The 13,596-nt window shown below is 36.0% G+C and carries 11 protein-coding genes; 10 read left to right on the top strand and 1 reads right to left on the bottom strand.

The window, feature by feature from the left end:
* The first annotated feature begins 60 nt into the window (after positions 1-60).
* From DFR79_RS13265 to tkt, 8 genes are all read left to right on the top strand, one after another.
* Positions 61-1,050 (top strand): beta-ketoacyl-ACP synthase III, encoded by a 990-nt coding sequence (locus DFR79_RS13265; RefSeq protein WP_133515959.1) that lies wholly within the window; start codon positions 61-63, stop codon positions 1,048-1,050.
* A gap of 54 nt (positions 1,051-1,104) precedes the next feature.
* A complete protein-coding gene (gene fabD / locus DFR79_RS13260) occupies positions 1,105-2,034 on the top strand; it encodes an ACP S-malonyltransferase (protein WP_133515958.1) in 930 nt (309 codons plus the stop codon).
* A 54-nt stretch (positions 2,035-2,088) separates the two neighbouring features.
* Positions 2,089-3,330, top strand: coding sequence for a beta-ketoacyl-ACP synthase II (gene fabF, locus DFR79_RS13255; RefSeq protein WP_133515957.1), 1,242 nt, complete (start codon positions 2,089-2,091; stop codon positions 3,328-3,330).
* A 233-nt stretch (positions 3,331-3,563) separates the two neighbouring features.
* Positions 3,564-4,502 carry a carbamate kinase gene (arcC, locus tag DFR79_RS13250; RefSeq protein WP_133515956.1) on the top strand — a complete coding sequence of 313 codons (939 nt, stop codon included), beginning with the start codon at positions 3,564-3,566 and terminating at the stop codon, positions 4,500-4,502.
* A 133-nt stretch (positions 4,503-4,635) separates the two neighbouring features.
* On the top strand, positions 4,636-5,448 hold the full coding sequence (locus DFR79_RS13245; RefSeq protein ID WP_133515955.1) for an Asp23/Gls24 family envelope stress response protein: 813 nt from the start codon (positions 4,636-4,638) through the stop codon (positions 5,446-5,448).
* 21 nt (positions 5,449-5,469) lie between these two features.
* Positions 5,470-7,803: a glycoside hydrolase family 65 protein gene (locus tag DFR79_RS13240; RefSeq protein WP_133515954.1), complete on the top strand. Its 2,334-nt coding sequence runs from the start codon at positions 5,470-5,472 to the stop codon at positions 7,801-7,803.
* Positions 7,804-7,819: 16 nt separating this feature from the next.
* Complete coding sequence (locus DFR79_RS13235; protein WP_133515953.1) at positions 7,820-8,713, top strand: DMT family transporter; 894 nt, start codon at positions 7,820-7,822, stop codon at positions 8,711-8,713.
* A gap of 152 nt (positions 8,714-8,865) precedes the next feature.
* Positions 8,866-10,830, top strand: a complete 1,965-nt coding sequence (gene tkt, locus DFR79_RS13230; protein WP_133515952.1) for a transketolase — start codon at positions 8,866-8,868, stop codon at positions 10,828-10,830.
* A gap of 177 nt (positions 10,831-11,007) precedes the next feature.
* On the opposite strand, the gene DFR79_RS13225 is transcribed toward tkt, so the two are convergent.
* The gene (locus DFR79_RS13225; RefSeq protein WP_133515951.1) at positions 11,008-11,436 is read right to left on the bottom strand and encodes a divergent PAP2 family protein; all 429 of its coding nucleotides are present in this window, start codon (positions 11,434-11,436) and stop codon (positions 11,008-11,010) included.
* 128 nt (positions 11,437-11,564) lie between these two features.
* On the opposite strand from DFR79_RS13225, the gene DFR79_RS13220 reads away from it, so the two are divergent.
* Positions 11,565-12,893 (top strand): bifunctional folylpolyglutamate synthase/dihydrofolate synthase, encoded by a 1,329-nt coding sequence (locus DFR79_RS13220; RefSeq protein WP_133515950.1) that lies wholly within the window; start codon positions 11,565-11,567, stop codon positions 12,891-12,893.
* A complete protein-coding gene (locus tag DFR79_RS13215; protein WP_133515949.1) occupies positions 12,886-13,479 on the top strand; it encodes an SPOR domain-containing protein in 594 nt (197 codons plus the stop codon). Before DFR79_RS13220 ends, DFR79_RS13215 begins: the two co-directional genes overlap by 8 nt.
* The last annotated feature ends 117 nt before the right edge of the window (positions 13,480-13,596 follow it).

Raw genomic sequence — 13,596 nt, 5'->3', positions numbered from 1 at the left:
TGACTAAGAGTCGAAAAAGTGATATAAATTTATATAGACCAACTAAGGAAGGTGAATATTTTGCGTAGAGCAACGATAACAGGTCTGGGTAAATACCTCCCGGATAAAGTAATGACAAATCATGATTTAGAAAAAATAGTAGATACATCTGATGAATGGATAAAAACTAGAACAGGAATAGAAAAAAGAAGAATTGCTGCTGATGATCAGGCAGCATCTGACTTAGGAGTTGAAGCTGCAAAAGAAGCTCTAAAAGATGCAGAACTAGATGCTGAAGATCTGGATTTAATTATTGTGGCAACAATTACTCCCGATATGATGTTTCCAGCTACTGCCTGTCTTATTCAGGATAAAATAGGAGCTAAAAATGCTGGTGCTTTTGATTTAGAAGCTGGCTGCTCCGGTTTTGTATACGGAGTAAGTGTAGCTGCTAATTTTATAGAATCAGGCATGTATGATAATGTTATGGTCATTGGAACTGAAGTTCTTTCCAAAATTTTAAATTGGGAGGACAGAGGTACCTGTGTCTTATTTGGAGATGGTGCCGGAGCTGCAATTTTATCAGCTGCCGAAAAAGGGGGATTTCTGGCCACTGATTTAGGTTCTGATGGTTCAGGGGCAAATGCCTTATATCAGCCTGCTGGAGGTTCAAGACAGCCAGCTTCCCATGAGACAATAGATCAGGCTGGTCATTTTTTATATATGGAAGGGACTCCGGTCTTTAAGTTTGCTGTTAAAACAATGGGCAGGGCATCACTAAAAGTGCTCAAGAAAGCTGGAGTAAAAAAAGAGGAAGTCGACTTACTGGTTCCACACCAGGCAAATACCCGGATTATTGGGGCTGCAGCCAAAAGATTAAAACTGGCTGATGATCAGGTCTATGTTAATCTACCTGAATATGGAAATACATCAGCGGCTTCAGTGCCAATTGCGCTGACAGAGGCGAAAGAAAAAGGTCTGGTTAAAAATGGTGATAAGGTTTTATTAGTCGCCTTTGGTGCCGGACTAACCTGGGCATCTGCAGTTTTAGAGTGGAATGACCTAAAATAAATTAAAATATATTGGAAAAATAAGTGAAAAAAATATTAAACTGGAGGCTTTACAATGAGTGATAATTTAGTTTTTATGTTCTCAGGTCAGGGTTCACAGTATGTGGGGATGGGAAAAGAGTTATATGAAAATTATGAAGCAGCCAAAAAAGTTTTAGATGAAGCAAATCAGATACTTGATTTTGATTTAAAAAACCTGATTTTTAATGGTCCAGAAGAAGATTTAAATGATACTAAAAATACACAGCCTGCCATTTATACTGTTAGTGCGATGATTAAAGCTGTCCTGGCTGAAAATAATATTCGACCTGCAGCCGCTGCCGGCCACAGTCTGGGAGAATATTCTGCCCTTCATGCTGCAGGGGTGTTATCTTTTGAAGCTGGCTTAAAATTAGTTCGCCGCCGCGGTGAGCTGATGGATCAGGCAGATCCAGAAGGTAGAGGAACCATGGCAGCAGTAATTGGACTTGCTGATAAAGAAGTAGAAGCGGTTTTAGAAGAAGTTGATGGAATTGTAACAGTTGCAAACTATAATTCTCCCGGTCAGGTAGTTATTTCCGGAGAGGTTGAAGCTGTAGGAGCAGCCGAAAAAGCACTGGCAGAAAAAGGTGCTAAAAGAGTTATTCCGCTTTCAGTAAGTGGAGCTTTCCATTCTCCTTTAATGGAACCCGCTAAAGAAGAATTAAAAAATACTATTGAATCAGTAGATTTTGATGATGCCCAGATTCCTTTAATTGCCAATGTTACAGCTGATTATGTAAATAGCAGCAGTGAGATAAAATCTGCTTTAATAAAACAGCTGGACAATAGTGTGCGCTGGGTAGAGACAATTGAGCGTTTTAAAGAGGATGGTTATGATGATTATGTTGAAGTGGGTCCGGGAAGAGTGTTAAAAGGTTTAATGAGACGGATAGACCGCTCACTTAATGCCTATAATGTTGAAGATGAAAAAAGTTTAAATAAGACTTTAAAGAAACTAAAATAGGATAGTAGAATAAAATATTGATTAATAAGATTGTTCTAGGAGGAGATTATTTAAATGAGTAAAAGAGTTGTAATCACAGGTGCTGGTGTTGTCCATTCTTTAGGTACAGAGTTAAATGAATTCTGGGAAAATATTAAAGCCGGTAAATCAGGTGTTTCTAAAATTGAAAATTTTGATGCTTCCGATTTTCCAAGTCAGATTGGAGCAGAACTTAAGGATTTTAATCCAGGAGAATACATAGATCGTAAGGAGGCAAAGCGTTTAGCTCTTTACAGTCAGTATGCTATTGTTTCTGCAATGAAAGCCCTAGAAAATGCGGATCTGGAAATAACTGATGAAATTGCTGATCGGACTGGTGTTATTGTTGGTTCTGGTATTGGGGGTATTGAAGTTTTTGAAGAACAGGTAGAAAAACTTAACAGCAGAGGTCCAAGAAGGGTAAGTCCTTTTTTTATCCCGATGATGATTTCGAATATGGCAGCGGGTAATGTTGCGATTTATTCTGGGGCAAAAGGACCAAATATGAATACAGTAACAGCCTGTGCATCTGCAACAACAGCTATTGGAGAAGCTTTTGAAACTATTATAAGAGGTGCTGCTGATATTATGATTGCTGGTGGTACAGAAGCTTCGATTACTCCATCTGCAGTTGCAGGTTTTGGTAATATGAAAGCATTATCTAGCAGAAATGATGAGCCAAAAAAGGCAAGTCGTCCTTTTGATAAGGATCGTGATGGCTTTGTAATCGGAGAAGGTTCAGGAATTGTTATTTTAGAGACACTGGAAAGTGCCAAAAAGCGGGGAGCCAATATTATTGCAGAAGTTGTTGGTTATGGAGCATCCGGTGATGCCTATCATATTACTTCTCCAGCACCAGAAGGAGAAGGTGCAGTTAGAGCAATGAAGGCTGCTATTGATAGAGCCGGGATGAAGCCAGAAGATATCAATTACATTAATGCTCATGGAACATCAACACCTTTAAATGATAAGTATGAGTCAACAGCAATTAAAAAATTATTTGGAGATCATGCCTATGATCTTAAAGTGTCTTCTTCAAAATCAATGACCGGACATTTATTAGGAGCTGCTGGTGGAATTGAAACTATTATTTCCGCGATGGCAGTTAAGGAAGATATTGTACCTCCAACTATTAACTTCGAAGAAGGTGGAGAAGGCTGTGATCTCGATTATCAGCCAAATAAGGCAGGAGAAGTTAAATTAAATGCTGCTTTAAGTAATTCCTTTGGTTTTGGTGGACAGAATGCATGTATTATTGTTAAAAAATATCAGGATTAAAAATATATAGGTATCTGGGTATAAAATAGCTGTTTTGTATCAGGTACAGATAAATAAATTAATTAATTATTAAGGCCTGCTTGTTAATTTAATGAGCAGGTCTTATTTGTGTATGCAGGCATAAATATCTAAAAACATATTGTAATTTTCAGAAAGATATTATACTATTGTTATATAATTAAATATTATTTAATTTATTAAATATAAATTAATATTAATCTGGAGGTTATAGGATGAGACTTACAATCGCTTTAGGAGGAAACGCAATTTTAAAACCCGGACAAAAGGGGAAAGCAGACGAACAAATGGCCAATGTATATCAAAGTTGTCAGCAGATTGGGGAGTTGGCAGCTGCAGGACATGAGATTGTTATCACTCATGGTAATGGGCCTCAGGTTGGGAATATACTATTACAGCAGGCTTCTTCAATTGAGATTCCGGCTCTGCCCCTGGATTTTTGTGGAGCTCAGACTCAGGGCTTTATTGGTTATATGATTCAAAATAGTCTTTTAAATGTTTTTAAAGATAGAAATATAAATATACACAGCACCTCAGTAGTAACCCAGGTGCTGGTTGCTGAAGATGATCCTGCTTTTAAGCAGCCTTCAAAACCAGTGGGACCGTTTTTTAAGCAAGAACATGCCTTAAAACAGGAAAGAGAAAATGGTGAAAAATGGATTGAAGACAGCGGCCGTGGCTGGAGAAGAGTTGTTCCTTCACCAGAGCCGCTTAAAATTATGGAAAAAGAATTGATTAATGATTTAGTAGAGAAAAATAGAATTGTCATTGCAGCAGGAGGAGGCGGTATTCCTGTTGTTGAAAAAGAAGATGGGTTTAAAGGAATAGAAGCGGTAATCGATAAAGATAGGGCCGGCTGTATTTTAGCACAAAATACTAACTCAGATTTCTTTTTGATATTAACAGATGTGGACAATGTAATGATTAATTATGGGACAGCTGAGGAAAAAGCTTTAAAAGAAGTCAGCATTTCTGAAATCGAAAAACATCTGGCAGAAGGACAGTTTGGAAAGGGAAGTATGGCTCCGAAGGTAGAATCTGCAGTTAAATTTGTCAGAGAAGGTGGTAAAAAAGCTGTTATTACATCTCTGGATCAGGTAACAGCAGCTGTCAGAGGAGAAGCAGGAACAATCATCAGAAAAAATAAAAATTAAATTATTGATAGTCAGTTAATCTGAAGTATTTTTTTTAGTTATTTTCATAATAAATTGAAATTATCTCTAAAAAAATATATAATCAACCTGAAGTCGATTATATTTTTTAAGGAAAGAAGGTATTTTTTTAATCATGGAAGTATATGCTCTTGTTGGACCCAGTGGAACAGGCAAAAGTCACCGAGCAGTTTTGCTGGCAAATAAGTATCAGATTCCATTAATAGTTGATGATGGACTTTTAATATATGCTGGTAAAATTATGGCCGGAAGTTCTGCCAAAAGGGAAGAAAGTAAAATGGGGGCCATCAGAAGAGCCCTATTTTTCGATGAAAAACAGACTAGAGAAGTTAGAGAGTGTTTAAAAAAAATTGATGAAGATAAAATATTGATTTTAGGTACTTCGATGGGAATGGTAGAGCGAATTAATGAAAGGCTGGAACTGGGAGGGATTGATCAATATATTAATATTGAAGATATTTCATCCTCCGAGGAAATAGAAAAAGCGCTCTCAGTCAGGAATAATGAAGGTAAACATGTAATCCCGGTACCTACTATTGAAGTTGAAAAGGATTTTTCCGGCTATTTGCTGCATTCATTAGATCTTTTTTTTAAAAAGGACAATAAAACTGTCAGACATGAAAAAAGTATTGTCAGACCTAGATTTAGTTTTTTTGGAAACTTAAGTATTAGCAACAGAGTTCTGGTTGATTTAATTAGATATTTAATTGCTCAATTTGATGAAATTACCGGTTATAAGAAGGTAAAAGTAGATGAAATTAGCAATCAATTATTTTTGAATCTTTCGTTAGAAGTCAATTATGGCCTGGAAATACCTAAATATATTAATAAATTTAAGAAATTATTAAAGGAACACTTAGAAAATAATACAGGTATCAATGTTAAAGAAATTAATATTGAAATTTATTCTTTAAAAGTTAATGAATAATGAAATTAAGGAGGCATTTTTGTGAGAAAATATCATGCAAAAAAGCTTGATAAGGAAGCACTTTACCCTTATCAACCATGGAAAATCACTGAACAGGAATTTCTAATTAATACAAATCACCATAATGAAGCCATATTTTCTTTAGGGAATGGTTATATGGGATTAAGAGGAACTCTTGAAGAAGATTATCCCGGTAGTGAAGATACTACAACTCCTGGTTTTTATATTAATGGAGTTTATGCTTCAGAAAAAATAATTTATGGAGAAGAGGCGCCAAATCTTCCTCAAAAAGGGCAGACAATTGTCAATCTTGCCGACTGGAGCGAAATAAATTTATATATTAATGAAGAAAAACTAAATTTGTTAAAAGGTAAAATTCATGATTATAAACGAGAACTTGATTTAAAACAGGGGCTCCTGCGCCGAAAGATAATCTGGGAAGATCGTCAGGGAAGAAAAATAGAAATAAAAATCACCCGCTTAATTTCCTTAAGTCGAGAACATATTGGGGCAATAAGATATCAGTTTAAAGCAATTAATTTTTCCGGTAAAATTAGTGTTAATTCTGCTTTGAATGGTGATGTAAGAAATCATCATAATCTCAGAGAAAAAAGGGCTCTGGAGGTCATCGAAAGTAAAACAGATACTAATACTGGTCATCTCTTACATAAAGTTAAAACTAGCAATTTTAAGGTTGCCTATGTAGTGGAACATTTGTTAGATGAATATTCGAAAGACAATTGTGAAATCAGTAAAAGATCTTCAGATAATCGAATTGACTGGATTTTTGAGATTAGTGCTGTGGAAGGTGAAGAATATACAATTGATAAAATTGTTGGTATAAATCACTGTAAGGAAGAAGCGGAAAATCCTCTGAGTGCTGCTCGAGCTTCAGTAGCCAGGGCATCAATTACTGGTTTTGAAAACTTAGTAGAAGAACAGGCAGAGTTCATGTCTGGTTACTGGCAGGATGTAGATGTAAAGATTGAAGGTGCCGAAGCTCTACAGCAGGCCTTTAGATTTAATGCTTTTCATATCCTGCAGGCAGCTGGAAAAGATGGCCAGACAAGCGTTGCAGCTAAGGGGATTAGTGGCGAACATTATGAAGGTCATTATTTCTGGGATACGGAGAGTTATATTCTTCCGTTTTTTGCTTTTCAACGGCCCGAAGTGGCAAGAAATTTACTGCTGTACCGTTATAATACCCTGGATAAAGCAAAGAAAAATGCTGATCGGATGCGACTCAATGGGGCTTTATATCCCTGGCGGACAATAAATGGAGAAGAAGCTTCTGGTTTTTTTATGGGATCCACTGTGCAGTATCATATTAATGCTGACATTGCTTATGCAGTTAATTTGTATTATCAGGTGAGTAGAGATCAGGAATTTATGGAAAATTACGGACTGGAGATATTAATTGAGACTGCCAGAATGTGGCTCAGCCTGGGTAGTTATATTCCTATGCGTGATAATAAATTTTGTTTTAATGAAGTGTGTGGTCCTGACGAATATAAGCCTGGTGTAAATAATAATGCTTATACAAATTATATGGCAAAGTTTAATCTAGATATTGCTATTAAAATGGCTGAGATTATTAAAGATAAATCTCCAGAAAAATATAAAAGAGTAGCTGAAAAAATTGATTTAACCGATAACGAAATTGATAGGATGCGTGAAGTTGCTGAAGATATTTATTTACCATATAATGAGGAATTAGAAATAACACCTCAGGATGATTCATTTCTGTATAAAAACCCCATTGAAGTAGATAATATACCGGAAGCGGAACTGCCCTTAGTTAAAAACTGGCATCCTCTTATAATCTGGCGCTATCAGGTTATAAAACAGGCTGATGTTTTGTTATTGATGCTGCAGTTAGGAGATCAATTTAGCAGAGATTTAAAAATTAGAAATTATGACTATTATGAACCTAAAACTACTCATGATTCTTCCCTGTCTCCGGCTATTTATAGTATACTGGCTTCTGAAATTGGTTATAAGAATCAATCCTATAATTATTTTATGCAGACAGCAAGACTTGATTTAGATGATTTTAACGAAAATGTTTATCAGGGGGTTCATACTGCCTGTATGGGTGGTACCTGGCTGGCTCTGGTACAGGGATTTGCCGGAATGAGAATGTTTAATAATAAGCTTTATTTCCATCCGCATTTACCTGATGGCTGGGATAAATATCAGTTTAGACTGCGTTTTAAAGGAAGTCAGATAGAGGTAACAGTTAAAGAAAATGAAGCAAAATATATGTTACTAGCTGGAGAAAAGGTAGAATTTAAGCACTATGATCAACTAGTTGTTCTGGAAGAAAGTAATTTGTGCCAGGAATTAGAAATTTAAAAAGCAGGTGTGATAGATGGATTATAAGAAAAAAATATATATTCTGCTTGCGGTAGGGATTTTCTTTTTATCGCTCTCTGGAATACTGATTAAAATAGCCACTGCCCCACCGCTGATAACTGCCTTTTATAGAATGTTTTTAACTGTGCTGCTTCTCAGCCCCTATTTCTTTTTTAAACACAGAAGTAAGCTTCGTTATTTTCTGGATTACCGACCAATCGTGGTCGGTTTTCTCCTGGCAGTTCATTTTATATTATGGATCAGTTCAATTCAATATACTGATATATCTAATTCAGTTATTTTTGTAGCGATGCAGCCGCTATTTACAATTATTTTGGAGTATTTATTTGCCAGAGAGGACTTAAAAGAAGGGGCAGTTATTGGAATTATCATGGCTTTAATTGGAAGTTCAATTATCAGTATTGGAGATTTTTATCAGCTGGGAGATAAGCTATTTGGTAATTTTCTGGCCCTTTCGGCAGCTTTATTTGCTTCTTCTTATTTATTTATTGGCAGAGGCGTACGCAAAAAGCTTGACTATTTTCCCTATTTATATATTTTATATAGTTATGCTGCTTTATTTTTAGGAATAGGGGTTTATTTTTTTGATCTATCCTTTAGTGGCTATGGTTTAAATAATTATCTAATCTTTTTAGCTCTGGCAGTTGGTCCAACCTTAATCGGACACTCAATACTTAATTTTGCAGTGCGCTATTTATCAACTTCAATTGTATCACTATCAATTCTGGGAGAACCAATTATAACTACATTTTTGGCCTGGCTGCTGTTAAATGAGGCCGTTCGACTAACAACAATTTTTGGGGGAGCTTTTATTCTGGGAGGTATTTATCTGGCTTCAGTTTACAATAACCATCAAAAGCGGAAGCAGAGCAAGCTAAAAAGCTCTTAGAGTTAATTTAAGCTTTAAATTAACTCTCTTTAACTGTCAGTAAATTAATCAAGTGCAATTAAAATTATTTAGTTGTCTGACTGGACATTTGTCCATTTAACATATAAAATAATAATTGAGAAAACTTTATTTAATTCTGGGAGGGATAAATTTTGCTAAAAGAAGTTGCGAATACAGTAAGAGGTTTAGCGGCAGACATAGTAGAAAAGGCAAATTCTGGACATCCAGGAATGCCAATTGGCTGTGCTGATATTGGAGCATTATTATTTGGAGAGGTAATGAACTTAGATGCATCAAAATCAGACTGGCCTAATAGAGATCGCTTTGTACTGTCAGCAGGACATGGTTCAGCATTTTTGTACTCATTTTTACATTTAAAAGGATATGACATTTCGATGGATGATCTCAAAGAGTTTAGACAGCTTCATTCTAATACTCCAGGCCATCCAGAAAAGGGAGATACCGACGGAGTAGAAACCACAACAGGACCTTTAGGACAGGGCTTTGGAAATGCTGTTGGTATGGCACTGGCAGAAAAAATGTTAGCAGAAAAATATAATACAGAAAAGCACAATATTGTAGACCATTACACCTATACTATTATGGGTGATGGCTGTATGATGGAAGGTATAACATCAGAAGCAGCCTCACTGGCAGGTCATCTGGGTCTGGATAAGTTAATTGCAATTTATGATGATAACAATATTTCCATTGCCGGAAATACTAGCCTAGCCTTTACAGAATCTGTAGCTGATCGTTTTAAAGCATTTGGCTGGCAGGTAATAGAAAATGTAGATGGACATAATATTGACAAAGTTAGAGAAGCAATAGATCAGGCTAAATCTGACAAAGATAGACCAACAGTAATTATGGCAAAAACTCATATTGCTTTAGGAGCACCAAATAAGCAGGATACAGCTGATGCTCACGGTGCACCTCTGGGAGAAGATGAAATTAAAGGTTTAAAAGAAAAATTTGGTCTGCCAGTAGATGAGAAGTTTTATGTTTCCGATCAAGTAAAAGAATTTTTCCGCTCCCGTGCTGCTGAGATGCAGGATCAGAGATTGGAATGGGAAAAAGAATTTAAAAATTGGGCTAAAGCCAATCCCGAACTGAAAAAAGAATGGGATCAGGCAATGGAATTAAAGCTTCCGGTAGATTTAAAAGAAGAAATTATGGACTTAGAAATTGAGGCTCCAATAGCAAGTAGAAAATCAGCAGGAGCAGCTTTATCTAAAGCCTTTGAACTTGTACCATATTTAGTAGGTGGATCAGCAGATCTTGCTCCTTCCACTAAAACCTACAATGGAGAGTATGGAGAGGTTCAAAAAGGAGATTACTCTGGCCGCAACTTCCGTTTTGGAGTCAGAGAACATGCAATGGGAGCTATTACAAATGGTTTATCCCTGCATCAGGGTCTAAGGCCTTTTGCAGCAACTTTCTTAGTCTTTTCTGACTACATGCGTCCTTCAATTAGACTGGCTGCTATCATGAGAGAGCCTGTAATTTATGTCTTTACCCATGATTCTATTTTTGTTGGAGAAGATGGACCAACTCACCAGCCGGTAGAACATGTTGAAGCTTTAAGAATTATTCCAGGGCTTAAAGTTTTAAGACCCGGAGATGAGGAAGAAGCAAAAGCTGCCTGGGTAGAAGCACTAGAAACAACAGATCAGCCAACAGCCTTAATTTTAACCAGACAGAACTTAGAGCATATTGAAAAATATCAGGGACTTGATAAATTTAATAATGGAGGATATTTTGTTTCTGATCCTGAAAATGCTGATACAATTATTTTTGCCAGTGGAAGTGAAGTTAATCTGGCAGAAGAGAGTGCAAAGTTATTAGCAGAAAAGGGAATCAAAGCTGCTGTAATGTCAGTACCAGAAAGAAGAAAGCTGGAAAAATATGCAGCCGAACATGATCTACCTGAAGTTAAATTAAGAGTGGCTATCGAAGCTGGAGTAACAGACGGCTGGTATAGGCTTGTTGGTAGAGATGGATTAGTTATTGGTCTTGACCGCTTTGGTTTAAGTGGTAAAGGTCAGGAAGTTGGAGAAGAACTAGGATTTAAAGCAGAAAAAGTTGTAGAAAAAATCGAAGCTGCTTTAAAATAAAATTGACTAACTTAAATTAAAAATAAATATGAATTAAGGATTGAGTAAATGATAAAATCCGTCCAGTGTAGATCACATTATTGTGGTCTATTGGACGGATTTTTGTTTATTTGAGCTTTTATAAAATTATTTATAGTTAAAGATATATTAGAACATTTGCGGTCTGGCAGCAAAAATTTAAATAAAATACCAGTTAATTAAAGCAATTAAGGCTCCCAGCAGCACACCGGCAAATACTTCAAAGGGGGTATGGCCAATTAATTCTTTTAAGTCGTCTTTGATCAACTGTTTATCATTAGCAAAATCTTTTCCTTCCAGATGTTTAACTAGATTATTTAAAACATTGGCCTGATGACCTACAGCTCGACGAACTCCACTTGCATCATAAGTGACAATTAGAGAAAAAACCGTTACAATTGCAAATAAATCAGAGCCAAATCCATATTTTAAACCAACTGTAATGGCTAAAGCGGAAACAAAAGAAGAATGAGAGCTGGGCATTCCTCCAGAAGTAAAAAATGTATAAAAATTCATTGGCCGAATAAAAAAGATTTTTAAGAATTGAGCGGTAAACAATGAGAATATTGAAACTTCCAGTAATGACATGTAATCTCCCCCATAAATTAATATATTATTTTGTTCTTTTCTAAGTTTTTGTGTATAATAATATTAGTGCCTTAATATATTTTAACTTATTTATACTTATTAATGCAAATTTAGAACTGGAGGCAAAAATGGATCCATTTAAATATATAAATTCGTTATCATTATTTGGAACTGATGCTGGTTATAAGCCGGGACTTGCCAGAATAAAAAGACTGCTTTATTATCTGGGCAATCCTCATCAAAATTTAAGGGTAATTCATCTAGCAGGTACAAATGGCAAAGGATCAACCGCAGCTATTCTGGAGCGTATTTACAGGGAGGCTGGTTATAAAACTGCCCTTTATAGTTCACCTCACTATTATCATTTTAATGAAAGAATCAAAATTAATGGCAGGGCCTGTTCCACTCACCATCTGGCTGAGATAGCTCAAGAAGTGGAAGCGGCAGCTGAAAAATTAAAATCTGAAAACTATGCAGAACCCAGTTTTTTCGAGGTTGTGACAGCTATCGCTTTTAAATATTTTAAGCAGCACGAGCCAGATATTGTAATTTTAGAAACCGGGCTTGGCGGCAGATTAGATGCTACAAACATTATTAAAAAACCACTTTTATCAATAATAACTAATATCAGCCTGGAGCACAGAAAATTTCTGGGTAATACTGCTGCTGAAATAGCAGCCGAAAAAGCAGGGATTATTAAACAAAATTCCAGGGTCCTTACAGCTGCAGAACAAAAAGAAGCACTTAAAGTAATCAGGGCTAAAGCTGTCTCTGAAAACTCAAAATTTATAGATTTAAAAGAGGAATATTCCTTAATAAAATCCAGTGGTAATTTGCAGAGGAATTTTATTAGTGTAAAAAGAAAAGGGAAGGCGGAAGCTCAATATAAACTATCACTTTTAGGTGAACATCAGGCTGTAAATACAGCTCTTGCCCTGAGAGCGGTGGAGGAACTTGCAGCAGGATTTCCTGTAAAGAAAAAAGATATTAAAGCTGCCCTGGGGGATATTTACTGGCCGGGAAGAATGGAAAAAATATCCAAAAAACCGCTGATACTTCTCGATGGAGCTCATAATCCGGCAGCTTTTAAAAAACTTGCTAAAAATATTGATAATTTTTCTGATGAATTCAAAAATTTGCATTTAGTTTTTTCAATTTTAAAAGACAAAGATTTAAATGCTATTTTAGAAGTACTGACTGCTTTTAAATCTCGAGTTAAATTTTATCTGGCCGAAAATAATTCTTTTAGAACAGTCTCGCTTAACAACCTAGTTGAAACAGTAAAGGCAGGAGGCTTTGAATACCAGAGTTTTAGTGATGTAGCAGAGGCCAGCAGTGAAGCTTTAGCAAATGCTGAGATCGATGATCTAATAATTGCAGCTGGTTCATTTAATACCGTGTTTGAAGCAGGAATCGAATTTATGTCAAAAATGATTAGAGGTGGAGAAAATGAATAAAAATGAAAATGGTTTTTCACTGGTTATTGTAGTTATTTTTATGTCGATAGCTGCGTTATTCATTGGTTATTTAATGGGAAGTTGGTTGATTTCTTTTCTGGTAGAAGACGATTCTACAGAAATTGCTGAGCAGGAACAAAACACTCCAAATGTAAGCCAGGAGCTGCAGCAAAATGATGAGCAAACTTCAGAACCGGAAGACATTAATAATACTGAAAATAATTTAACTGCTCCAACAGAAGAAGAGTTAAAGATTGCTCCTGAACAAAATAATCAGGAAGTGGCAGAAGAAACAGCTAATCCTGACCAGAATCAGAGTGGTCAGCCAGCAGAAGAAAATGAAGTTTCTTCCCAGGATAGCGAAATAGCTGGTGATTTTGGAGTTCAGATTGGAGCTTTTTCTAATTATAACAATGCACTCTCCGTTAAAAAAGAAGTAGAGGATTTAGGTTATGAGGTTGTTGTTACTGAGGCCAGTCCTCATCAGGTTCAGGTAACTGGTTATCAAACTAGAGAGGACGCGGAAGCAGCCGCTAAAAAACTGGAAGCAGAAGGTTATCCGGGATTCATAGTCATTCGTGAATAAAATCTTTATCTCAAATACTGTTCAGAGATTCCGCAAATGATTTTTAAAAAATAAGGAGAATACCGTTCAAACAGTATTCTCAGCAGTAGTACCAAAATAAAGAATATTAGAAATATT

The organism is Halanaerobium saccharolyticum (assembly GCF_004362045.1).
Classification (GTDB): domain Bacteria; phylum Bacillota; class Halanaerobiia; order Halanaerobiales; family Halanaerobiaceae; genus Halanaerobium; species Halanaerobium saccharolyticum_C.
The sequence above is the reverse complement of the archived record's forward strand: the minus strand, read 5'-3'. Positions and strand labels throughout refer to the sequence as shown.